The sequence below is a fragment of the Paracoccus sp. FO-3 genome (genome assembly GCF_006386455.1).
Taxonomy (GTDB): domain Bacteria; phylum Pseudomonadota; class Alphaproteobacteria; order Rhodobacterales; family Rhodobacteraceae; genus Paracoccus; species Paracoccus versutus.
Map to the genome: position 1 here is coordinate 43,292 of NZ_VCBQ01000017.1, position 23,292 is coordinate 66,583.

24 protein-coding genes are annotated in these 23,292 nt (G+C 65.4%); 11 read left to right on the forward strand and 13 right to left on the reverse strand.

Annotation, left to right across the window (positions count from 1 at the left end):
- Positions 1-2 precede the first annotated feature (2 nt).
- From FE811_RS06905 to FE811_RS06925, 5 genes are read right to left on the reverse strand one after another with little or no spacing between them, the layout of a single operon-like run.
- The gene (locus FE811_RS06905; protein ID WP_116221302.1) at positions 3-950 is read right to left on the reverse strand and encodes an ornithine cyclodeaminase; all 948 of its coding nucleotides are present in this window, start codon (positions 948-950) and stop codon (positions 3-5) included.
- Positions 947-2,290 carry a M20 family metallopeptidase gene (locus tag FE811_RS06910; protein WP_116221303.1) on the reverse strand — a complete coding sequence of 448 codons (1,344 nt, stop codon included), beginning with the start codon at positions 2,288-2,290 and terminating at the stop codon, positions 947-949. Before FE811_RS06910 ends, FE811_RS06905 begins: the two co-directional genes overlap by 4 nt.
- Complete coding sequence (locus tag FE811_RS06915; protein WP_036752876.1) at positions 2,287-3,207, reverse strand: ABC transporter permease; 921 nt, start codon at positions 3,205-3,207, stop codon at positions 2,287-2,289. Before FE811_RS06915 ends, FE811_RS06910 begins: the two co-directional genes overlap by 4 nt.
- 5 nt (positions 3,208-3,212) lie before the next feature.
- Positions 3,213-4,052, reverse strand: a complete 840-nt coding sequence (locus tag FE811_RS06920; RefSeq protein WP_116221304.1) for an ABC transporter permease — start codon at positions 4,050-4,052, stop codon at positions 3,213-3,215.
- A gap of 4 nt (positions 4,053-4,056) precedes the next feature.
- Positions 4,057-5,544 carry an ABC transporter substrate-binding protein gene (locus tag FE811_RS06925; RefSeq protein WP_072463438.1) on the reverse strand — a complete coding sequence of 496 codons (1,488 nt, stop codon included), beginning with the start codon at positions 5,542-5,544 and terminating at the stop codon, positions 4,057-4,059.
- Between the two features lie 154 nt (positions 5,545-5,698).
- On the opposite strand from FE811_RS06925, the gene FE811_RS06930 reads away from it, so the two are divergent.
- Positions 5,699-6,376, forward strand: coding sequence for a GntR family transcriptional regulator (locus FE811_RS06930; RefSeq protein WP_208861539.1), 678 nt, complete (start codon positions 5,699-5,701; stop codon positions 6,374-6,376).
- A 96-nt stretch (positions 6,377-6,472) separates the two neighbouring features.
- On the opposite strand, the gene FE811_RS06935 is transcribed toward FE811_RS06930, so the two are convergent.
- The 6 genes from FE811_RS06935 to FE811_RS06960 form a co-directional block, all read right to left on the reverse strand.
- Positions 6,473-6,823: a hypothetical protein gene (locus FE811_RS06935; RefSeq protein WP_116221305.1), complete on the reverse strand. Its 351-nt coding sequence runs from the start codon at positions 6,821-6,823 to the stop codon at positions 6,473-6,475.
- Positions 6,824-6,897: 74 nt separating this feature from the next.
- Positions 6,898-8,382 carry an aldehyde dehydrogenase family protein gene (locus FE811_RS06940; RefSeq protein ID WP_116221306.1) on the reverse strand — a complete coding sequence of 495 codons (1,485 nt, stop codon included), beginning with the start codon at positions 8,380-8,382 and terminating at the stop codon, positions 6,898-6,900.
- Positions 8,383-8,403: 21 nt separating this feature from the next.
- Positions 8,404-9,474 carry an ABC transporter ATP-binding protein gene (locus FE811_RS06945; protein ID WP_116221307.1) on the reverse strand — a complete coding sequence of 357 codons (1,071 nt, stop codon included), beginning with the start codon at positions 9,472-9,474 and terminating at the stop codon, positions 8,404-8,406.
- 4 nt (positions 9,475-9,478) lie between these two features.
- Positions 9,479-10,321: a carbohydrate ABC transporter permease gene (locus tag FE811_RS06950; protein WP_114537785.1), complete on the reverse strand. Its 843-nt coding sequence runs from the start codon at positions 10,319-10,321 to the stop codon at positions 9,479-9,481.
- Positions 10,322-10,332: 11 nt separating this feature from the next.
- Entirely contained in the window at positions 10,333-11,259 is a 927-nt protein-coding gene (locus FE811_RS06955) for a carbohydrate ABC transporter permease (protein ID WP_052095805.1), read from the reverse strand.
- Positions 11,260-11,319: 60 nt separating this feature from the next.
- Positions 11,320-12,621 carry an ABC transporter substrate-binding protein gene (locus tag FE811_RS06960; RefSeq protein ID WP_166435430.1) on the reverse strand — a complete coding sequence of 434 codons (1,302 nt, stop codon included), beginning with the start codon at positions 12,619-12,621 and terminating at the stop codon, positions 11,320-11,322.
- Positions 12,622-12,662: 41 nt separating this feature from the next.
- On the opposite strand from FE811_RS06960, the gene FE811_RS06965 reads away from it, so the two are divergent.
- The 9 genes from FE811_RS06965 to FE811_RS07005 all read left to right on the forward strand — a co-directional run bounded on the left by FE811_RS06965 (position 12,663) and on the right by FE811_RS07005 (position 20,710).
- Positions 12,663-13,841 carry a substrate-binding domain-containing protein gene (locus FE811_RS06965; protein WP_116221309.1) on the forward strand — a complete coding sequence of 393 codons (1,179 nt, stop codon included), beginning with the start codon at positions 12,663-12,665 and terminating at the stop codon, positions 13,839-13,841.
- Positions 13,842-13,915: 74 nt separating this feature from the next.
- The gene (locus FE811_RS06970) at positions 13,916-14,938 is read left to right on the forward strand and encodes a proline racemase family protein (RefSeq protein WP_036752848.1); all 1,023 of its coding nucleotides are present in this window, start codon (positions 13,916-13,918) and stop codon (positions 14,936-14,938) included.
- Between the two features lie 12 nt (positions 14,939-14,950).
- Positions 14,951-16,618 (forward strand): choline dehydrogenase, encoded by a 1,668-nt coding sequence (locus FE811_RS06975; RefSeq protein ID WP_116221310.1) that lies wholly within the window; start codon positions 14,951-14,953, stop codon positions 16,616-16,618.
- The gene (locus tag FE811_RS06980; protein ID WP_052095804.1) at positions 16,615-17,160 is read left to right on the forward strand and encodes a cupin domain-containing protein; all 546 of its coding nucleotides are present in this window, start codon (positions 16,615-16,617) and stop codon (positions 17,158-17,160) included. The genes FE811_RS06975 and FE811_RS06980 overlap by 4 nt, the downstream gene beginning before the upstream one ends.
- A 5-nt stretch (positions 17,161-17,165) precedes the next feature.
- Complete coding sequence (locus tag FE811_RS06985) at positions 17,166-17,963, forward strand: alpha/beta fold hydrolase (RefSeq protein WP_116221311.1); 798 nt, start codon at positions 17,166-17,168, stop codon at positions 17,961-17,963.
- Positions 17,960-18,757: an aspartate dehydrogenase gene (locus FE811_RS06990; protein ID WP_036752840.1), complete on the forward strand. Its 798-nt coding sequence runs from the start codon at positions 17,960-17,962 to the stop codon at positions 18,755-18,757. The genes FE811_RS06985 and FE811_RS06990 overlap by 4 nt, the downstream gene beginning before the upstream one ends.
- A gap of 3 nt (positions 18,758-18,760) precedes the next feature.
- Positions 18,761-19,522, forward strand: a complete 762-nt coding sequence (locus FE811_RS06995) for an SDR family oxidoreductase (RefSeq protein ID WP_208861540.1) — start codon at positions 18,761-18,763, stop codon at positions 19,520-19,522.
- Positions 19,523-19,526: 4 nt separating this feature from the next.
- The gene (locus FE811_RS07000) at positions 19,527-19,841 is read left to right on the forward strand and encodes an NIPSNAP family protein (protein WP_036752838.1); all 315 of its coding nucleotides are present in this window, start codon (positions 19,527-19,529) and stop codon (positions 19,839-19,841) included.
- Complete coding sequence (locus tag FE811_RS07005; RefSeq protein WP_116221312.1) at positions 19,841-20,710, forward strand: DMT family transporter; 870 nt, start codon at positions 19,841-19,843, stop codon at positions 20,708-20,710. The genes FE811_RS07000 and FE811_RS07005 overlap by 1 nt, the downstream gene beginning before the upstream one ends.
- Before the next feature lie 7 nt (positions 20,711-20,717).
- On the opposite strand, the gene FE811_RS07010 is transcribed toward FE811_RS07005, so the two are convergent.
- Together FE811_RS07010 and FE811_RS07015 are read right to left on the reverse strand one after the other, a co-directional pair.
- Positions 20,718-21,935: an amidohydrolase family protein gene (locus tag FE811_RS07010; RefSeq protein WP_116221313.1), complete on the reverse strand. Its 1,218-nt coding sequence runs from the start codon at positions 21,933-21,935 to the stop codon at positions 20,718-20,720.
- Entirely contained in the window at positions 21,932-22,876 is a 945-nt protein-coding gene (locus FE811_RS07015) for an amidohydrolase (RefSeq protein ID WP_116221314.1), read from the reverse strand. Before FE811_RS07015 ends, FE811_RS07010 begins: the two co-directional genes overlap by 4 nt.
- A 104-nt stretch (positions 22,877-22,980) precedes the next feature.
- On the opposite strand from FE811_RS07015, the gene FE811_RS07020 reads away from it, so the two are divergent.
- On the forward strand, positions 22,981-23,292 hold a 312-nt coding region (locus tag FE811_RS07020; RefSeq protein ID WP_181180834.1), incomplete at its 3' end, for a LysR family transcriptional regulator.

Genomic DNA, 23,292 nt, shown 5'->3' on the forward strand with positions numbered 1-23,292 from the left:
GATCAGCCGGGCAGGCGCGTGCCGATCCCCTGCCCCGACGCGGCGCGCAGCAGCCGCGCCGCCAGCGCGATGTCGAAGATGTTCAGCCCGAAGCTCGAAAAATAGACCGACTCGCCCGGCGCGGGCCGCCAGTCGTCGCAAAGGATGGCCGGCAGGTCGGCCGCGACCTGTGCGGGATCGAAAAGCCCCGCCCGATACATCTGGAACAGGCTCTTGGCACTGGTCCGGGCGAACTCGCCCCACAGGTCGCAAGTCACCCGGTCAAAGGCGGCGATGCCCGCGAAGCTCATCTCGTGAAAGCCTATCTGAAGGACCAGCCGGCCGCCGGTCGCCGCTTCGGGACCAAGGAAGGGCTGAGGCGCGGAACTGCACATCAGCACCGCCTCGGCATTCGCGATGGCCTGCTCGTGATCTGGATGGACGGTGATCCCCGCTCCCAGCCGCTCGACCTCGCGACCCAAGCGGCTCCAGACCGCGATCCGCTCAAGGTCCGGGAACAGGGCGCGCAGCATGGCGAGATGCGCCCGCGCCTGCGCACCCGCGCCCAGCAAGGCGATCCGCCGCAGACCGGGCCGCAATGCGCGCAGCACATGGGCCGAAACGGCGGCCGTCCGCACCCGCGTCAGCAGCGCCGCTTCCACCATGCCCAAGGGCCGGGCGGTGGCCAGATCCTCGATCAACGTGGTCGACGTGATGGCCTCGCCGTCCTCGGGTGCCGCGGGCCGATGCACGGTCCATTTGATCCCGGCGGCGGCAAAGCGGCCCCCAAGCCGGGCCGGAAGCCCGTATGCCTTGGCGCGCGGATCATCGCCAAGCGGCAGCACGGATTCGGCAACCATCTCCGCATCGCCCCGACGCAACAGCCGCACAGCCTCGGCCACATCGTCCAGCGCGGCCTGCCAGTCCAGCGCGCCGGCGCGAAGCAGATCCTTGCGTCCCAGCCAGATCATGCCGCCATCCCTTGGATCCATGCCGAGACCGAGGCGATGAAACGGCCAAACCCCTCGATATGCAGGAACTCGTTGACGCCATGCGCATTGCCGCCCCGCCCCGAGCCACCGATCAGGAAGCTTTCGGTATGGCGGCCGAAGGCATAGGCCGGCGCGGCGCCGATCGCCCAGGGCCAGACCTGCGGCGCCGGACCACCGGCATAGGCATCGTGCAGGGCGCGGACGCCGGCAGCGGACTCGAGAACCCGCGCGCCCGGATAGCTGTCATCAACGCACAGCGCAGCCCCGGCAAAGGCAGGCTCGGCGGCCAGCAGGTCGCGAATGCCCGCGACAAGTGCATCCGGTGCAAGGCTGGGCGGGGCGCGCAGATCGAACGCGGCCGTGGCCGCGGCAGGGATGACCGCGTCGCCGGCTACGGGATCGGTCGCCAGCACAGCGATGTTGAAGGAAGCCGTGGTCAGGACATGGCGCAACAAAGCCTCGGGATCGAGGCAGCCGTATCGGGGCCGGGCGAAACAGGCTGCATGCCGGAAGCGCAGTTCGGCCGCAGGATCGAAATCCCGCGCCAGCGCCGCGACCACGCGCGCCGCATCGGCATCCAGATCTATCTGCGCAAGCTCTCCGGTCTCGGGTCCGCCGATCCTTGCCAGCACATCGACCAGAACCCGTGCGGGATTGGCGATCCATGGCGCATTCGAGGAATGGATGGCCCGCGCAGGGCCGCCCCAGCCCCCCGCAGCCACCTCCAGCCTGCCCTTGGCCATGCCGGAAAACCCCAGGTACAGCCGGGGCGGCCCGCCGCCATATTCGCAGAAGGACGGGAACAACGCCCCTGCCGAAGGTCGCAGCGGGCAGTCCGGCGCCGCCAGCCAGCGGCGCAACGCGGGCGAGGCGCGCTCTTCCTGCCCGTCCAGCAGGATTTCGACATTGACGCGCAGCCGGCCGGAGCGCTTCAGGTCGCGCAGCGCGATCAGCATGCCGGCCAGCGGCCCCTTGTTGTTCTCGGCCCCACGCGCGACGAAGGCACGGCCGATACCGGGCATATCCGCGATGCCGCCCGCCCAGGGGTCGTGCAGCCAGCCCTCGGGCGTGGCGGGCATGACGTCGTACATGTTGTAAAGCAGCACCGTGCGGGCCGAGCCGCTGTCGATCCGCGCATGGATCACCGGTGCCGGCTCGGTTTCGGACGGAGAAGAGGACAGCAGCGCCGCGCCCAGTTCGCCGGACAGCCAGGATCGCAACTCGCGGGCCTGCCGCATCTGGCTGGCGGGATCGCCGGCGTGCGATGGGATCGCGCACCAGCGCGCCGTCAGGGCAAGGGCATCATCCAGCGCGCTCACAGCCGGATCCGGGGGTTGAGCCAGGTATAGGCAATATCGACCAGGAAATTGGCTATGACGAAAACGGCGGCGGTGAACAGCACCACCGCCTGCACGACGGGGAAATCGCGGTTCTGGATCGCCTCGACCGCCAGCCTTCCGATGCCCGGCCAGGCAAAGACGATCTCGGTCACCAGCGCCCCGCCCAGAAGCGCCGCGAAATACATGCCCTGCACGGTGATCACCGGGATCATGGCATTGCGCAACCCGTGCCGCACGACGATCCGCCACTGGCCAAGCCCCTTGGCGCGGGCGGTTCGGATATAGTTCTGGCCCAGCACCTCGATCAGCGAGGCGCGGACCAGCCGGGTCATGGCCGACACATAATAGGCTCCCAGCGCGATGGACGGCATGACCAGATGCTGCCAGCCCCCCATCCCCGACGAGGGCAGCCACCGCAGGCGCAGCGAGAAGAGCAGGATCATCAGCAGCGCAAGCCAGAAGACCGGCACCGCCTGCCCCAGCAGGGCGATGACGCGAATGACGAAATCCAGCCCCGAATTCTTGCGCACGGCCGAGACGACCCCCAGCACCATGCCAATGGCCGAGGACCAGATGAGCGCCGAAAGGGCCAAAAGCGCGGTCGCCGGCAGGCGCTCCCACAAGAGATCGGTCGCCGGCCGCTGATAGCGCAGCGACAGGCCCAGATCGCCTTGAAGCAGATTGCCGAGAAAACGCAGATACTGCAGCCAGATCGGATCGTCGAAGCCCATGGCCCGGCGAAACGCTTCGATCTCGGCTTGGCTGGCGTCGGGCGACATCATCAGCGCGGCGGGATCGCCGGTCAGGAACAGCGCGAAAAAGACCAGCGCCGACACGCCCAGCATCACCACCAACCCCTGAAGCGCACGCGAAAGCAGAAAGCGCAGACCCTTCATGGCAGTTACGACATCTTCATATCGGCCCGGCGGACCAGCCAGTCGCCAAGCAGGTTGCAGCCGACCACCACCGCCCCGATCATCAGGCCAGGATACAGCACCAGCCAGTCGGCAATCAGGATGAAGGATCGCCCCTCGCCGATCAGGTTGCCAAGCGTGGGCCAGGGCGGCTGCACGCCGAGGCCCAGAAAGCCCACCGAGGCCTCAAGGATGATGAGGCGCGGCAGGTCCAGCGTCAGCAGCACGGTCAGCGGGGCAACGATATTGGGCAGGACATGGCGGAGGATGATCGTGCCATCGCTCTGGCCGATGGCGCGGGCGGCCTCGACATATTCCAGTTCGCGCACCGCCAGGGTCTGCCCCCGCGCGACGCGCGCGAACACCGCCCAACCCGTCAGCCCCAGGATCGCCACCAGGTTGGCGATGCTTGGCCCAAGGATCGCCACGAACAGCAAGATCAGAAGGATGAAGGGAATCGCCAGCTGGATGTCCACCAGCCGCATGATCAGCACGTCCACCCAGCCGCCGAAATAACCCGCAACCATGCCCAGGATCGTGCCCAGAACGACCGAGATCGCGGCCGAGGCGAGCACGATCCCCAGCGAGATCAGCGTGCCCAAGCCCAGCCGGGCCAACAGATCCCGGCCAAGCTGGTCGGTGCCAAGCGGATGCAGCCCCGCCTCGGTCACCGTCATCGGAGGCTTGAACGTGGCGGTCAGGGTGCCGCGCAGCGGGTCCAGGGGCCAGAACAGCGGCACAAGGATGCTGACCGTCACGACCGCGACGATCAAAAGCACCGCAAACACGGCATCCTCGTTTCCCCGCAGCCTTGCCCCGGTCCACATCCCGTCAGTCCTTCGTGATGTCGAACAGGACGATGCGGGCATCCGGGCGGCCCTCGAAATGCACGTCCGACGCACGGCCCAGCAGTGCGTCCTCGCGGTAAAGCGAGATCAGCGGCACTTCCCTCGCGGCAAGTTCCTGCACCTCGTGCAGCACTTTTTCGCGCGCGGCAGGATCGACGACCTGTCGGCTTTCGTCCAAGAGCCGGTCCAGTTCAGGCAAGGCCGCGCCGGAATAGGGCTCGCCCGAGCGCATGATGGCATAGATCGCTGCATCGGCATCCAGCGTCTGCGTCGAGCCCCAGCCCAGCATGTAGATCGGGCCGTCGAAGGGCTGCTTCTGCGTATAGACCGACCATTCCAGCACCTGCTGGTTCACCTTGACGCCGACATCGCCAAGCTGCTGGGCAATGGCCTGCGCCACCTCGTTGTTCTTCATATAACGGGTTGAGGATTGCATGGTGATCTCGAAACCGTCGGGAAGGCCCGCTTCGGCCAGCAGCTTGCGCGAAAGCTCGGGGTCGTAGGCGGGGACCGGCAGGTCAAGATAGCCGAAATCGCTTTTGCCGACCTGACCTCCGACCGGAGTTGCCATGCCTTGCAGCAGGTTGTCGGTGATCCCCTGGCGGTCGATCGCGTGATTCAGTGCCTGACGCACCTTCACGTCATCCAGTGGCTCCTTGTCCATGCGCAAGCCAAGATAGATCGTCAGGCCGCCATCCTTGACCTGGACAAGCTCCACATCGGGAGAGGCGGTCAGCATCGGCGCCAGATCCACCGGCACGTCCTCGATCAGGTCCACCTCGCCGGTGACGAGCGCGGTGATGCGGGCGGTGCTATCGGGAATCGGGCGCCAGGTCACTTCGTCCAGCGCCGGCTTGCCGCGCCAGTAGTTCTCGTTGGCCGCCAGCACCACCCGCTCATCGGGCACGAATTCCACGAACTGGTAGGCGCCGGTTCCCACCGGCTGCGAGGCGAACTTGGCATCGCCCATCTCCGCTACGTATTTCGGCGGCACGATGTAGGCGGGATAGCGGCTCATCCGGGTCGGCAGCAGGGGATCGGGCGCCGACGTCGTGATGCGCACGGTCAGCGGATCCACCACCTCGACCGACGCGACGGTGCGGATATAGGATATCGCCGGCGAGTTCGCCGCAGGGTCCAGCACGCGGTCGAGGGTGAACTTGACCGCCTCGGCATCGAAGGGCTCGCCATTGTGGAAGGTGACGCCTTCCCGCAGCTTGAATTCCCAGGTCAGATCATCGACAGCGCGCCATTCGGTGGCCAGGCCGGGGACAAGGTTCATCTGCTTGTCGCGCATGACCAGCGTGTCGAAGATGTTGTCCACGATGGTCGCGGCCTCGCGCATGAAGCCCGGGTCCATCGCATTGGTCGAGACGGCGCGGCCGATGACCAGTTCCGTGTCCTGTGCAAGAGCGGGGATCGCAGGGATCGCAAGCGCGACCCCGAGTGTCAGAGCGGAAAGAAGACGCATCAGTTTTCTCCTGTTGGTGGGCCACCCCTTGCCTGACCATCATTCCGGCGGAATCGCCTTTGCGCAAGTGAAAATATATCATATATTGTCATTCGGCATGCGACTTCTACGCTTGTGTTGATAGGATGTGCATTGTGTCACGCGAGGAATGGCATTGGATTTTGAAGCATTTGAACAGGTGCCCCGCCGCAGCCTGGTTTCGCATGTCGAGGCGCAGATCCGCGACGCATTGGTCGAAGGCAGGCTCGCACCCGGCACGCGGCTTGTGACGAAGGAACTGGCCGACAGGCTGGGAACGTCGATCACCCCGGCGCGCGAAGCGCTTGTGCGTTTTGCGGCTTCGGGCATTCTTGCAGCCGAGCCGGCGTCCTCCTTCCGGGTTCCAGAACTGACCGAGGAGCGGCACGAGGAAATCAGGCTGATCCGCAAGCGTGTCGAGGGGCTGGCAGCCGAAATGGCAACGCAGCGAATCGCCGATGAGGGCATCGCCCGGCTGGAAGCACAGATCGCCGCCTATACCGACTTGCGTCACGCACCGGATCTGCATCTGGCCCTGAAAGCCAACAAGGAGTTGCGCTTCACCCTTTACGCGGCTGCCGGGATGCCAGTGCTGCTTCAACTCATCGAGACACTCTGGCTACGAGCCGGGCCTGGCTTTGCCTATCTGCCCCGCAGTATCGGCGCCGCCGGCGAGGATCACCAGAATTACACCCATCTTGTCCAGGCCCTTCGCGCACGCGATTCCCTCGCGGCCAGCGCTGCCATCATGCGGGCGATCGACGATGGGGCCGATCAAGTGCTGTCTGCGTTGCGCCGCCGACAGGAAGCATAAGCATTGGCGAACGCGCTCCGCCTGTGCGGATGAATAGTGTGGCGCGCCATTGCGCAAGGCCGCGGGCTTGCAGGGCCAGTCCCATCACGTGTCCTCTTAACCTTCTTGGCTACCGAACAACAGGACGGTTTCGACGGGTCTGCGGCCCATGTTGCGGTAGCCGAGATGGGGCCGCTCGGCAGGCAGCAAGAATTGTATCGGCCAAGTCGAGTCCGGCAAGCCGAGGTCGCAGTTCGCATGGGCCGCTGCCTCCTTGATCGCGGCCATCGCGACGATCAGGTCGGACGTGATCGAGGGCGTCTTACCGGCAATCGGCAAGTTCTCGACCGCACGCAGGGTATGGACACCCGAGTATGCGGGTGCGGGAACTTCCCCGCTCCCGATCGAATCGTGCTTGACACGTATGGAAGTGGAATCAGGAATGACGATGGCTATGCCGCCTCTCATGTTGTAGAAGGTGCCCCCGCAACGGTGCTGCGAGGACGCTTGGCCAATCGGCCCAGATGCATCCCCTCACCCGGTCATACCGTATGGGGCAAGACCGCATTGCGCTCGCCCAGCTTGATGAAGGTCGACTTGACCTCGGTATATTCCAGAAGGCCGTCGATGCCATTCTCGCGACCGATGCCCGATTGCTTGAAGCCGCCGAAGGGCATCTGCACCGAGGTTTCCAGGAAGGTGTTCACGAAGACCGTGCCCGAGCGCAGCCGGCGCGAGATCAGGATCGCCTTGTCCAGATCCTTGGTCCAAAGCCCGTTGCCGAGACCATAGACCGTGTCGTTGGCCAGCGCCACCGCCTCGTCCACCGTCCTGAAAGTGGTCACGGTCAGCACGGGTCCAAAGATTTCCTCGCGGAAGATACGCATGTCCGGGGTCACATTGGTGAAGATCGTCGGCATGACGAAATAGCCCTTAGCGAGCGCGCCCTGATCTGCACGGCTGCCGCCGACGGCAACGGTCGCCCCCTCGGCCTTGCCGATTTCCAGGTAGTTCATCACCTGGTCGAACTGCGCCTGATGGATCATCGCGGCCTGGTCGGCATCCTCGTCCAGCGGCAGGCCGGTGCGGATCTTGCGGGTGCGCTCGACAAGGCGCGAGACGAACGCATCGGCCACGGATTCCTCGATCAGCAGGCGGGCACCGCAGACGCATTCCTCGCCCTGGTTCAGGACATAGCCGAACAGCACGCCATCGACAGCCGCATCCAGATCGGCATCGGCAAAGACGACGTTCGCAGCCTTGCCGCCCAGTTCCAGCGCGACGCGCTTGACGCTGTCGGCACAGGTGCGGGCAATGGCCTTGCCCACCTTCGTCGAACCGGTGAAGGAGATCATGTCCACCTCGGGGTGGCGGGTCATCGCCTCGCCCACGACGCCGCCCGTTCCCGTCACGACGTTGTAGACACCCTTCGGCAACCCGGCGCGGATGGCCAGTTTCGCCACCTCCAGCGCGGTGCCCGAGGTCAGTTCCGAGGGCTTGACCACCACCGAGCAGCCTGCCGCCAGCGCATAGGGCAGCTTCTGGAACAGCGTGACCATGGGAAAGTTCCAGGGCACGATCATGCCGACCACACCGCGCGGCTCGCGGCTGACCAGGCCCAGCGCCTGCGGGCCGACATTCTCGAACGCCTCGCCATGCAGCTGCAGACCCAGCGCGGCGGCATAGCGCAGCATGGATACGGAGTGCTCGATCTCACCGCGGGCGAAACGGATCGGCTTGCCGGATTCCTCGGCCTCGATGACCGCCAGCCGCTCCAGGTCGGCGGCGATCAGGTCGCCCCAGGCGTTCAGGATGGCCGATTTCTGCGTGGCGGCCATCTGCCGCCAGGGACCATGCTCGAAAGCCTCGCGCGCAGCGCGGACGGCGGCGTCCAGATCCTCGGCCGTGCCGGCGGCGAAATCGGCCAGCGCCGCGCCATGGGCGGGCGAATGGCGGCGGATCGTCTCGCCAGAGGCGCCGGGACGCTCGGCCCCGTCGATGAAATGGACATAGCTGCGAACGGTCATCGTGAATCCTTCCTTATGCGTTCAGCGATCAAGACCCACCGCGCGGACCTTGTCGCCCGGGGCGATGACCCCGATCGTGTCTCCGGCGCAGAGGGTGGTGCGGTCGGTCACCACGACATATTTCGTGTCGCCCGACAGCAGGTAGATGTTGGTGGTCTGGCCCAGCGGCTCGACCAGCTCGACGATGCCCTCGATCGAGCCGGGCGTGCCAGCGGCGACGCATTGCAGATGTTCGGGGCGGATGCCGACGGCGAAATGGCCGTGACGGTCGGCCATGGCGCGGGCACGTTCACGCTCGGCATCGTCCAGCGCGTCGCCGAAGCCTTGGACCTGGCAAACGACGCGGCCGTTGTTGGCCAGCTCGGCCTTGAACAGGTTCATCGGCGGCGAGCCGATGAAATCCGCGACGAAACAGGTCGCCGGGCGGTCATAGACCTGAAGCGGCGGCGCCACCTGTACCATGTCGCCCTTGCGCATGACGGCGATGCGGTCGGCCATCGACATGGCCTCGATCTGGTCATGGGTGACATAGATGGTGGTAATGCCCAAGTCGGTGACCAGCTTCTTGATCTCGGTTCGCATCACGGCGCGCAGCTTGGCGTCGAGGTTCGACAGCGGCTCGTCCATCAGGAACACCTTGGGATTTCGCACCAGCGCGCGGGCCAGCGACACCCGCTGGCGCTGGCCACCCGACATCTGCGCCGGCTTGCGGCCAAGATAGTCGGAAATGCCCAGGCGGCCCGCCGTCTCCTCGACCTTCCTGCGCCGCTCGGCGGGGGCAAGCTTGCGGATCTTCAAGGGAAACTCGATGTTCTGGAACACCGTCATGTTGGGATAGAGGCCATAATCCTGAAAGGCCATGGCGATGTCGCGGTGGCGCGGCTCGGCATGGGTCATGTCGCGGCCGTTGATGAAGATCCGGCCCTCGCTGGCGGTCTCAAGCCCCGCGACCATGCGCAGGGTGGTGGTCTTGCCGCAGCCCGAGGGGCCGAGCATGACGAAGAACTCGCCGTCCGCGATATCCACCGACACGCCGTTGACGACGGTCAGGCTGCCGAAGCGCTTGTAGATGTTCTTGATCTCGATACCCATGGGATCAGCCTTTCACCGCGCCAAGCGTCAGGCCGCGGACAAGATAGCGTTGCATCATCAGGACCAGCACGACGACCGGCAGCGACATCACCACCCCCGCCGCCGAGGCCAGCCCCCAGGCGATGGCCTTGGGCTTGATCGCATTGGCGGCGATCACCGGCAGGGTCTTGGCGTTCTGCGAGGTCAGCATCGAGGCCAGCAGGAACTCGTTCCAGGCGAACATGAAGACGATGACCATCGTGGCGGCGAGCCCCGGCAGCAGCAGCGGCAGGGTGACCCGCCAGAAGGTCTGGAACCGCGAGCAGCCGTCGATCATCGCGGCCTCCTCGATGGATTGCGGGATGTCCTGGATGAAGACGCGCATCACCCAGACCACGAAGGGCAGGCCCGCGAGGCCATAGGCGGCGGCAAGCAGCCAATAGGTGTCGAAGATTCCCAGCGCGCGGGCGATGATGAACATCGGGATGACGCTGACAATAGGCGGCAGCATGCGGATCGAGAGCACCTCGAAGGCGATGATCTCCTTGCCCTTCACGTCGAAGCGCGCCAGCGCATAGGCGGCCATGGTGCCGCAGACCATGGCGAGCGTGGTGGCCAGCCCGACGATCACGGCGCTGTTGACGAAAGCGTCGAAGGCGTCGAGCTCGCTGGCCAGCTTGGCATAGTTCTCGAATGTCGGGGTGAAGCTCCAGACCGGCGGGTATTGCGAGATGTCGAGTTCGCTCTTGACGGAGGAGCTTGCCATCCAGAACACCGGGAAGGCGAAGAAGGCCGTGGCGACCAGCGCCAGCGCATAGGCAGCGGCCAGCTTGACCGCACGGGACAGCAGGGGTTTTTGCGATGCCATGTCCGCCCTCCTCAGCGGTTTTCCTTGTCGGCCACCAGCTTCATGAAGCCGGTCAGGCGGACGAAGATCAGGACGACAAGCAACACGATGATCAGCACCAGCCAGGACAGCGCCGAGCCGTAGCCGAGATCGAAGAAGCGGAAGTTCACCCGTTGCAGATAGACGCTGACCAGGTCGGTCGAGAAATCCGGGCCGCCGCGGGTGATGATGTAGACCGTGTCATAGGTGCGGAACGCATCGACGATGCGCAGCAGCGTCGCGATCACGATCACCGGCTTCAGCATCGGCAGGGTGATCGAGAAGAAACTGCGCAGCGGCGAGGCACCGTCGATGGCCGCCGCCTCGAACGGGCTTTTCGGCAGCGAGGAGATACCGGCAAAGACGATCAGGAACATGAAGGGCGTCCATTGCCAGATATCGACGAGGATCACCGACAGCAGCGCCGTCGAGGCATTGCTGGCCCAGAGCTGCGGCGGAATGCCGATCAGCCCCAGCAGATAGTTCAGCACGCCCAGGTCCGGCATCATCATCACGCGCCACGTGATGCCGACCGCGATGGGGGTGATCAGCATCGGCACCAGGATGATGGTGCGCAGCACGACGAAGCCCGGATGGCGCTGGTTGAACAGCACCGACAGCGCCACCGCCAGCACCAGCGAAGCCGCCACGCTGATGGCGGTGAAGATCAGCGTCAACCCGACCGCGTTCCAGAACTGTGGGTCCGAAAAGGCGCGGGCGTAATTCTCGAACCAGACGAAGCTGGAGCCGCCGCCGAAGGTCGGGTTGTAGTTCGTCAGCGAGATATAGAGCGAATGCAGAAGCGGATAGAGCCCGACGACGGTCATGACGATCATCGTCGGCGCCAGCAGGAGCATCGCGATCCGACCCTCTCCCGCGCGCTGCGCCTTGTCGGCGGTCTTGGTGTCTGAACGAGCCATGGTTGGTCCCTTCGCGAAAAGCGGCGGGGCGCCGTGGTGGACGCGCCCCGCCCAGGCGGATCAGCGAATGACTCGCGCCAGGCGCGATTCGGCATCCGCCATCGCCTGTTCGGGGGTCTTGCGGCCGTTCACGCCCGCCAGGATCTCTTCGTAAAGCACGCGCTGCACCTCGACGGCGTTCTGCAACCGATAGGGCGGGATCGAGATCGGCGCGGTGCCGCGGGTCTCGAAATCGTGGAAGGCCTGCAACATCGGGATCGCCTCGACCGTCTGGGGGTTGTCGATGTCGCGCTGCAGGCAAAGCGAGGATTCGCCGGCCTCGCGGAACAGTTCATAGGCCCTGCCCTCGCTCATCCAGGCGAGGAAGCGATAGGCATCCTCGAGCTGTTCGGAAGCGGCATTGGCCATGATCGACCAGCCACCAACCATCTGCTGTTCATATCGTTCGGTCGGGGCAACGGTATACCCGAAGCGGCCCTTCATCGGTCCGTCCTCGATGCCGACGATCACGTCCGACCAGGTGATCATCATGGCAGCGCGGCCCTGCTGCATCAGCGACGAGCCCTCGGCATAGTCCAGCCCCTCGACCCCGTTCGGGGTATAGGGCAGCACCTCGCGCAGCCGCTCGATGGCACGGGCGCCCTGCCCTTCGCTGTTGAACACCGGTTTGTTGGCCTCATCCAGCACGCCGTCGTCATGGGGAGCGATCTGGGTCATGCCCATCAGGCGTGACCCCCAGTCGCCGCTCATATGCGCGTCCTGGCCTCCCAGCAGCAACACGTTGCCCGCGACATCCGAGGAATGCAGCTTCGCCGCAGCCTCGCGATAATCGTCCCAATTCTTCGGCACCTCGATGCCGGCCGCTTCCAGCAGATCCTTGCGATAGACGAAGACCGGGGTAGTCATCACCAGCGGCAGGCCCCAGCGTTTCCCCTCGTATTCGGTATAGGTCAGCGAGGCGGGGGCGAAGTTCTGCAGTTGCAGCTCTGGCAGCTCGGCATTGCCCGCCCGGATCTCGTCCAGCGGCGCGGCCCAGCCGTTGCGCATGGGCTGGCGGATCCAGAGATTGTCGGTGGTGAACAGGTCGAAGGTGGAGGAGCCCTGGCTAAGCTCGATCAGCAGCTTTTCGTAATGCGCCTCATAGGGATTGGCCTCGCCGGTGATCCGGGCGCCGTCATAGGCATCGGCGACCGATGCGGTCAGTGCCTCCGCCCATGCGGTATTGCTGTTGAGAATGTTGAGCGCCGCCCCGGATTGCGCAAAGACGCCGCGCGGCGCGGCGGCAAAGGCAGCCATCAAGGCCGTCAGCGTCTTGAGCATGTGCCGGCGGGTAAAGTCGGAACGGGACTGAAATCGGGTCATGGTGCAACCTCCTGTGGGCATAGCCGTGGGCGTTTCTTATCGTGATTTGTAAACGTTTACTGTCCTCAGCATGCATCCCGTGTCAAGAAAAACTTGCCAATCCGTGTCATTTCGGGTCCGAGATAGGGGCAGGTGATTCAGAAAACTTGCAGCAAACAGGAGAAAACCCCGTGGCTAAGCCCAAATCCCAGGCAATCCAGGCGCGCCGGATCCGCCCGACGATCCATGACGTCGCCAAGGCGGCAGGGGTTTCCATCGCCACGGTGTCGCGCGCGCTCAATTCCCCCGATTCGGTGCGAAAGGAGTTGCGCGAGCGTGTGGTGGCTGCTGCTGATTCAATGGATTACATGGCCGATTCGGTAGGCAAGGCGCTGCGCCGCCAGCGCACCCAGATCATCAGCACCATGCTGCCCAGGCTGGCAGACCCGCTGTTCTCGGCCGTGGCCAGCGCCATTCAGGAAACGCTGGAAGAAAACGGTTACCTGGGATTCGTGCAAACCTCGGGCTTCGACAACACGAACCTGTTCGACCGCGCGAAACGGCTGATCGAGCACGGCACCGAGGGGTTGATCATCTTCGGTCGAATCGACGATCAGCGCCTGCTGGACTATTGCCGCGCCCATCAACTGCCCTTGCTGTCTGCCTATTCCTATTTCGAAAAGTCCGAAGTGCCGACGATCGGCTTCGACAACTACCTTGCCACCCGGCAGCTGGTCGAAATGCTGCACACCTTGGGCCACAGCCGGATCGCCATGATCTCCGGTTCGGACAAGGGCAACGACCGGCAGCAATCCCGCATCCGCGCCTTCCGCGACATCAATGCCGAGCTGGGGCAGGAACCGGTGATCGAATTCACCCACATGGATTTCGACATGGCGGATGGCGGCGCCGCCCTGCGGCGAATCATGGAAAACCACCCCGAGACCACGGCGCTGGTCTGCAATCGTTGCGTGATCGCCTTCAGCGTCATGGTCGAGGCCCGCCGCCTGGGTATCGCAGTCCCCGAGCATCTGTCGCTGACGGGTTTCGACGATATCGACTATGCGGCGCTGTTCGACCCGTCCCTGACCACGGTCGCGGTTCCTTCGGAAAAGATCGGCCGCGCCGCCGCCAAGGCCATGATTGCGCATCTGGAAACCGGCGCTCCATTGGGCAGCCGGCGCTTTGAGACCGAGGTGATCTTGCGCCGATCCGTCGCTCGCCCTCGCGCCCCGACATAATTCTGCTTGACAGAAGGGGGTTGCTCCGTCAGATAAAGAAAACGTTTACAAATCATCTGAACGGGAGGTTCGCCATGCGCTTCAGGCGAATGGTCAATGTCGTCAGCGCCCACGCCGCCGGAGAACCCAACGACGTCATCACCGGCGGCGTGCTGAACGTGCCCGGCCAGACCATGTTCGACAAGATGACCTGGCTGCGGGACAAGGGCGACGACCTGCGCCTGTTCCTGCTCAATGATCCGCGCGGCAAGGTCAGCCTATGCATGAACCTGATCCTGCCCTCGAATAATCCCGAGGCGGATTTCGGCTTCGTCATCATGGAATCGGACTACTATGTGCCGATGTCGGGCACGAACACGATCTGCACCGTGACCGTCGCGCTCGAAACCGGCATGGTGCCGATGACCGAGCCCGAGACCCGCATCGTCCTGGAAGCGCCCGCCGGGCTGGTCCCCGTCACCGCGAAATGCCGCGACGGCAAGGTCGAAAGCGTCACCTTCGACAACGTGCCCTCTTTCGTCTTCGGCCTCGACCAGACCGTCGAGGTGCCGAACCTCGGCAGGCTGACGGTGGATGTCGCCTATGGCGGCATGATCTACGTGCTGGTCGATGCCGCGGCGGTCGGCTTCGAGATCAAGCCCGAAGAGGCCCGGCATATGGTCGAGATCGGCGAGCGCATCAAGGCGGCCGCCGCCGAACAGCTTCCCGCCATCCATCCGGAAAACCCCGGTATCCACACCATCAACCAGACGCTCTTTGCCGGCCCGCTGCTGGAAACCGAACGCGGCAAGGTCTCGAAGAACGGTGTGATCGTCTCGCCTGGGCGGCTGGACCGCTCGCCCTGCGGCACCGGAACCAGCGCCCGACTGGCGGTCCTGCATGCCCGCGGCCAGATCGCCGAGGGCGAGACCTTCATCCATCAAAGCATCATCGGCACCGAGTTCACCGGCACCGTCATCGGCACCACCAAGGTCGGCGCGTTGCCCGCGATCCGCCCCGCCATCACGGGCACGGCCTGGATCACCGGATTTCACCAGCATGTGCTGGATCCCGGCGATCCCTTTCCCACCGGCTACCGCCTGAACGACACCTGGTAAAAGGACCGCCTCATGGCCACGCTGCTGCGCGCCCCGAAGCGCAAGAAATACGATTACGTCGTCATCGGTTCCGGCTCTGCGGGCAGCGTCATGGCCTCGCGCCTGGCCGAGGACGGCAAGAACAGCGTCCTGCTGCTCGAGGCCGGCCCCTCGGACCAGCATATCCACATCCGCATGCCCGCCGCCCTGGGGCTGCCCCTGGGCAGCGATCGTTTCAACTGGCGCTTCGAATCCGAGCCCGAGCCGGGCCTGAACGGCCGCACCATCCTTGAAGCGCGCGGCAAGGTCTTGGGCGGCTCGTCCTCGATCAACGGCATGAACTGGGTGCGCGGCAATCCCTGGGATTACGACAACTGGGCCTCGATGGGGCTGGAGGGCTGGTCCTATGCCGAAATCCTGCCCTATTTCCGCCGCGCCGAAAGCTTCGACAAGGGCGCCAACGACTATCGCGGCGACAAGGGCCCGATGCTGGTCGAGACCTGCAAGGCCGAAGGCCCGCTCTACGACGCCTTCATCCAATCCGCCAAGCAGGCCGGCATGCGGCATGTCGAGGATCACAACGCCTATCGTCAGGAGGGCGTGCATATCACCCAGCGCAATGTCGGCAAGGGCATCCGCTGGAGCAGTTCGCAAGGCTATATCCACGCCCGCGGCGACCGGCCCAACCTGGACGTGGTGGTGGGCGGCCGACTGCTGAAGATCAATTTCTCGAACAGGCGGGCGACCCGCGCCGACATCCTCGTCAATGGCGAGCGGCAGTCGGTCGAGATCGACGGCGAGATCATCCTCTGCGCCGGCGCGCTGAACTCGCCGCAACTCTTGCAGCTTTCCGGCATCGGCCCGGCGGACATGTTGCGCAGCGTCGGCATCGACGTGCTGGCGGACATGCCGGGCGTGGGCGCAGGGCTCAAGGACCATGTCGCCGCGCCGGTGCAGTATCGCGCCACGCAGAACGTCTCGGCCGCCCGGCATCTGAACAATTTCGGCAAGCTCAAGCTGGGCCTGCAATGGCTGCTGGCCAAGAAGGGCCTCGGCGCCACGAACTTCTTCGAGGTCGGCGTCTTCATGCGCACCAGGCCGGAAATCGCCGTGCCGAACGTCCAGTTCGAATTCGTCCCCATGCTGGGCGAGATGCAGCACGGCAGCGTCAAGTTGGAGAACGGATTCCAGTATTTCTTCAGCCTGATGCGGCCCAAAAGCGAGGGCAGGGTGTGGCTGCGCGACGCCAACCCGCTGTCCGCGCCGCGCTTCGTGTTCAACTATTTCGCGCATGAGGAGGACCGCCGCGACGCCATCGACGCCGTGCGCGCCATCCGGCATGTCGTCTCGCAGCCGGCCTGGGGCCCCTATCGCGGCGAAGAAGTCACGCCCGGCAAGCTGTTCCAGACCGACGAGCAGATCATGGAGTTCCTGCGCAAGGAGGCGGGGACGAACTATCACCCCTGCTGCTCGGCCCGCATGGGCAATGACGACAATTCCGTGGTCGATGCCCAGGCACGGGTGCATGGGTTTGACAACCTGCGCGTGGTCGATGCCTCGATCATGCCGGAAATTGTCAGCGGCAACCTGAATGCCCCCGTCATCATGATGGCCGAGAAACTGTCCGATATCGTGTTGGGCAAGCAGCCCCTGCCACGCTCGGACGCCCCCTATTACCGCCCCGAAGGAGATGCAGCATGATCCCGTCGAAGAAACCCGAATGGGCCGCCGATCCTGAAAACGACCTGGGCCAGATTCTGGTTCTTGGCCCGCAGGAGGGCAAGAATTTCTATCAGCCCGTGCCCGCCAACGGCAATATCTCGGTCCGTATCGCGCCGGAATTCGTGGATATCCAAAGCCCGTTCAGCATCGGCACCCAGACCCTGCCGCCCGGCGGCTATGTGCGCGAGCATTCGCACCCCGAACATGACGAGGCGCTGCATTTCATCCGCGGCACCGGCAAGGCCGTGGTGGATGGCGTCGAATATCCGATCGAGCCGGGCGTGACAATCTTTGTCGGCAGGAACCGCCGCCACATGTTCATCAACGACTCCGATGCCGAGTTGCATTGGTTGTGGTTCATCCAACCCAACGGGCTGGAGGTGTTCTTCGAAGAGGTCGGCCGGCCGGTGATCCCCGGAGAGCCCGATCCGACGCCCTTCCCCCGCCCCGACAACGTGCTGGAGATCGAGCGCCGCACCGCCTTCGCACCGCAGCCCGCCGACCAGCGCCGGCCAGAGTAAGGCCGATGCCGGTCCATGTCGCCGATGACGGCTGCCGCATTCATTACCAGTTGGACGGCAACGGCCCGCCTTGCCTGCTGATTCCGGGCCTGGGCGGCGAGGCCGGATTCTGGCAAGGGGTCGTATCCACGATTGAAAACGATTACCATCTGATCCGCATCGACCATCGCGGCGCCGGCGGCAGTGATCGCCCCACGGGCGGTTATTCCATCCCCCGCATCATGCGGGACGTGCTGGGTGTGCTGGACGACCTGCATATCCGGCGCGCGCATGTCGTCGGACATTCGACCGGCGGCATGATCGCGCAGACCCTGGCGGTCGAGGCACCGGAGCGCGTCGCCGGCCTCGTGCTCAGCGGCACATGGGAACGGGTGGATACCCGTTTCACCCGGCTGTTCCAGGCCCGGCTGGCGCTGCTGGAACAGGCCGGGCCGGTGGCCTATCACAAGCTGACCCAGGCACTCGGCTATGACGCCGGCTGGATCGAGGCCAATCGCGCCGCGCTGGACGCCGAGCTGGAGCAGGCCGATACGCGCCTGCAACCCATCGCGGTGCAGGCCGCTCGCATCCGCATGCTGATGGAACACGACGTCTTCGACCGGCTGGGCCGGATCACCGCGCCGACGCTGGTGATCGGCGGCAGCGACGATGCGCTGATCCCCTTCGCCTCGTCCGAGCGGCTGGCGGCGGCGATCTCCGGCGCGCGGCTTGCCTCGCTGCCGGGCGGGCATTTCTTTCCCAAGGCCTATCCGGCGCCCTATGCGGCGCTGCTGGCCGATTTTCTCAAGGAGATCGACATATGACCTCTCCGCTCATCGTCTCGATCGGATTCGGCGCCATGGCGCGCAGCCTTGCTGCATCGCTGGAAAAGGGCGACAGCGGCCTGCATCTGGGCGGCTTCCTAGTGCCCGAACACTTGCCGAACGACGCTCCCGCGGGGATGCAGCGCTGGAACAGCGTCGATGAACTGATCGCTGCCAAGCCCGATCTGGTCATCGAATGCGCCACGCATGAGGCGGTGCGCGAAACCGTGCCGCAACTTCTGGAAGCGGGTATCGACGTGGTGATCGTCTCGATCGGCGCGCTTGGCGATGCCGGAACCGTGGCGCGGATCGAAGCGGCGGCCAAGACGGGCCGTGCGCGCGCCATCGCGGTCTCGGGCGCCATTGGTGGGCTCGACGTGTTGCGCTCGGCCAAGCTCGCCGGGCTCGACAGCGTCGCCTATATCGGCAGGAAACCTCCAACAGCATGGAAGGGCACGCCGGCAGAACAGCTTCTGGACCTGCCAAACCTCAAGGAGGCGACCGTCTTCTACGAGGGCGATGCCGTCGAGGCCGCCCGCGACTATCCCAAGAATACCAACGTCACCGCCGCCGTGGCTCTGGCGGGGCTTGGCTTCAAGGACACCAGAGTGCGACTGATCGCCGATCCCGCCGCATCCGGCAACACGCATGAACTGGAAGCCAAAGGCGCGTTCGGCAGCTTCCACATCCTGCTGAACAACAAGCCGCTGCCCGAAAACCCGAAAACCTCCTGGCTTGCCGCGCTCAGCGTCGAACAGGCGGTGTTGCGTCATTTCAGCTCTCTGGAGGTTTGAACCATGGATATGCATCTCAAGGACAAGGTTGTCCTCGTCACCGGCGCGGGCGCCGGCATCGGCGCCGCCACGGCGAAGCTGTTCGTCGAGGAAGGCGCCAAGGTCGTGGTCGCCGACTATCTGGGCGATGCCGCCGGACAGGTCGCGGCCGAGCTGGGCGAAAACGCCCGTGCCTTCACCGTAGACGTTTCGAAGGCCGAGGATTGCAAGGCAATGGTCGATTTCGCCGTGGCCGAGTTCGGCGGGCTGGACGTGCTGGTGAACAATGCCGGGCGCGGCTCGCTGGGCACCGTCGAGACCCAGGACGAGGACGACTGGCGCAGCATCATCGACGTCAACCTGACAGGCGTCTACCTGTGCAGCAAATATGCCGTGCCGGCGCTGCGCAAGCGCGGCGGCGGCGCCATCGTCAACACCGCCTCGAACATCGCCATGGCGATGGCGATCAAGGATCGCGCCGCCTACGTCGCGGCCAAAGGCGGCGTCGCCTCGCTGACCCGCGCCATGGCGCTGGACTTCGCGGCCGACAACATCCGCGTGAACTCGGTGGCGCCGGGCGTGATCTGGTCGAACTATTACAACAAGATGCTGACGCAGGTTGCCGATCCCGAGGCTTTCAAGGCCGGGCTGCGCGCTCGCGCCCCCTCGAACAGCTGGGGGGAGCCCGACGACATCGCCTCGGCCATCGTCTGGCTGGCCTCTGACCGCGCCCGCTTCGCTGTCGGCACCATGCTGACCGTGGACGGCGGTGCCTCGATCTGGTGATGCGATGATCCTCGAGGAACGCGACTATCGCCTTGTGCAAGGCATGACAGGGCCTTTCCTGAAGGCCTATGAAACGCTCGGCCTGCCGGTGCAGCGCAAGCACCTGGGTGAGCCCGTGGGCTTCTTCACCACCGATATCGGCGAGCTGAACCATGTGGTCTCGATGTGGCGACATGACGACTATGCGCAGCGCAGCGCGCGGCGGGCAGCCATGCTGGCCGATCCAGACTGGCCGGCCTATCTGGACGCGATCAAGGGCATGATCGAGGTCCAGACCGTCCGCATCCTGGCACCGGCGCCATTTTCACCGCTGCGCTGATGCCGACTGCAAGGTCCGATGACTGGCGCGGCGCCGGCTTCATGCTGCTGGCAATGGCCGGTTACGGGCTGAACGACCTGATGGTCAAGCTTGTCGCCGCGCACCTCCCCGCCGCGATGATCCTGGCCATCAGGTCGGCCATGGCCGTGCTGCTTTTGTTGGGGCTATTGGCCCTGCGGCGCGAGATCTGGCAGATCCGTGCCAGCCTTACGGGCCGGGCGTTGCTGCGCGCCTTGCTGGATACCGGCGCCACCATCGGCTATGTCCACGCGCTCACCGGCCTGTCGCTGGCCAATGCGGCCGCGATCTACCAAATGACCCCCATCGTATTCATGCTGGCCAGCGCCGCCCTGCTGCGCGAGGCGATCCCGCGCAGCGGCTGGATCGGCACCGCCCTGGGCTTTGCCGGCGTGCTGCTCGTGATCCGGCCCGACGGCGCTATGCTCGACCCGCATGCGCTGGCGGTCGTCGTCGCAGTCCTGTGTTCGGTCGCGCGCGACCTGCTGATGCGGGACAGCCTGATGCCCTCGCCCATCTGCCTGGCGCTGCTGAGCGCGGCCTGCACCAGTCTTTTCGGGCTGGGTGCATTGACGACCAGCGGGACAGCCGCGCCGGAACCGGCGCAGATCGCCCTGCTGGCGCTGGCGGCGACGGCCATCGCCGTGGGCTATGTCTTTCTGGCGCTGGCCACCGCGACGGGGGGAAGCGGCTTCGTCTCGCCCTTCCGCTACAGCATCCTGGTCTATGCGACTTTCCTGGGCATGGTGGTGCTGGGGCAATATCCCGATGCGCCGGCACTGCTGGGGATCGGGCTGATCATGCTGGGCGGCGTCACCGTGGCGCTGCCCAGCAGCCGGCCGCGGCCCTAGCGGCCATTCACGCCGCCTCGCGATAGATGCGGCCGTCCTTCATGATCAGCGACAGGTTCTCGGGCGCCTGCAGCAGACCCAGATCCTCCAGCGGATTGCCCCGCAGCGCGATCAGGTCGGCGCGCAGTCCCTCTTTCACCCGGCCGATCTGGTCCTGCATGTTGAACAGCGCCGCGGCGTTGCAGGTCGCCTGCCGGATCACCTCGGCGGCGGGCAGCACCTCGCCGCGAATGCGGAACTCCAGCGACTGGTGGCGGTGCAGCGGCCCGATCAGGTCGGTGCCGTAGACCATGGGCACGCCGTGCCGGGCGGCGATTTCCAGCTGCCGCGGCCCGGCGTCCAGCACCGGCCTGATCTTGGCGTGAAGCTCGGCCGGCATGCCGACCTGCAGGCCTTCCTCCCACATGGTGGTATAGGCCGAGAGCGTCGGCACCAGATAGGCCCCGGACTCGCGCATCAGCGCCGCGGTCTCGTCGTCCAGGAAATTGCCGTGCTCGATAGAGCGCACACCGCATTCCACCGCATGCCGGATGCAGCGGTTGGTATAGGCATGCGCCATGACATAGGTCGAGGCGTTCCCGGCCTCCTCGACCGCCGCGCGGATCTCCTCGCGCGAGAACTGCACGTAATGGATCGGGTCGGTATAGGAGGCGATGCCGCCGCCGACCATCAGCTTGACCTGATGCGCGCCGCGCCGGATCTCGTCCCGCACCGCCGCCCGGACCTCGGCCACGCCGTTGCAGATGCGGCCGAGGCTGGGGACATAGTAATGGTCGTCATGGGCGGTCTCGCCCGGGCCGCGCATGTCGCCGTGGCCGCCTGATTGCGACAGCGCCTTGCCGGAATACAGGATGCGCGGGCTGGGGATCAGGTCTTCCTCGACCGCGCGGGCCAGGCCGAAATCGGCACCGCCCGCGTCGCGCACGGTGGTAAAGCCGCGCATCAGCATGTCCCGCAGGATCGGCATGGCCCGGATCGCGGTGTAGAAGGGCGACCATTTCGTCAGCAGCGCGAAGCTGTTCATCGGCACGATGACATGGACATGCGCGTCGCACAGCCCAGGCATCAGCGTGCGGCCCTTGAGGTCTATCACCCGCTCGGCCGTCATGGCTCGGCTGCCGATCTCGGCGATACGCCCCTCGGCGATCAGCACGTCGCAGGTCGCGGACAGGCTGCCGGCATCGACATCAAGGATGCTGGCGTTTTTCAGAAGGGTGGTGGTCATGCCGTGAGGTTCCGTTCATGCAGGGGGGACAGGGCCGCGGGGCGATAGATCCGCGCCGCCGTGCCCGAAAGGATCGCCATGCGCTCGGCGGCCGAATAGCCGCCCGTCACGGTCAGGTAGCCGTCGAAGATCTCGCGATAGCCGCGAAACAGCCGGTCAACCGGGAAGTTCGAACCCAGCATGACCCGGTCCGCGCCGAAGGCTTCGACCGTCACCTCCATGACGTGCCGCAACTCGGCCAGCGTCCAGTCCGGCTTCAGCATCGCCAGACCCGAGACCTTGGCACTGACATTGGGCAGTTCTGCCAGCCGCGTCATGCCCGCGCGCCATGCCCGCAGGTCGCCGTCGATCAGCCCGTCGGGCATGCCCGCCTGGTTCAGGATGATCTGCGTGTCTGGGAAGTCGCGCGCCAGTCGGGCGGCATCGCGCATCTGGCCAGGAAAGACCTGCAGGTCGAAGGACAGGCCCGCCGGCCCCAGTCGAGCGAAACCGCGCCGCCAGGCGGGATCGTCCATCAGGTCGCGGCGCACGCCGTAGCTGAGACGCGGGTTCTGGTGCCAGGCCAGGATCTGCCGCACGCCGCGGAACAGGGACGAGGCCGCCTGATGCGCCTCGATCAGCGCCGGCGCCTCGGGCGCAGCCAGATCGACCGCACCGACGATGGCGTTCGGAAAGCCATGCGCCCGATGCGCGGCATCGGCGAAGCGCGTCTCGCCCACCGGGTCGCGCGGATCGAATCCGCCATCCAGATGCACCGTGCCGACCAGGTTCAGCCCAACGCTGTCGGCCAGGAAATCCCCGGCCAGATAGTTGCGGCGGATCGCGCTGGTGTCGCCCACGATGCTGGGCCTGCCCGGCCGCAGCCAGGGATAGTCATGCGCATCGATATCCCAAAGATGGTGATGCGCATCGATGATTGGCGGAGTTTCTGCGGGATTCATGGGCTTTTCATGGTTCCTTCTCTGCGGCCAGACTGCGGCGCGACGGGATGGATTGACAATCGGGCGGCAGTTGTAATCCCATGACTGAAAATCATGAGGCCGGCATGAAGACCCCGAATCCCGCCCCCCGCGACGCGGTCGAGCGCGAGGGCGACCTGCCCTCGGTCAGCGCGTTGCGCGCCTTCGTCATGGCGGCACAGTTCCGCAGCTTCTCGCGCGCGGCGGATGAGCTGGACATCACGCAGAGCGGCATCAGCCGCGCCGTGCGCAGCATCGAGGACATGGCCGGCACCCAGCTTTTCGAGCGCACCGGCCACGGGCTGGTGCTGACCGAGCCGGGCAGCATCTATTACGACGAGATCACCTCGATCCTCAGCGAGTTGGGCGCCGCTGTCAACGGCGGAGTAAAACCCGGC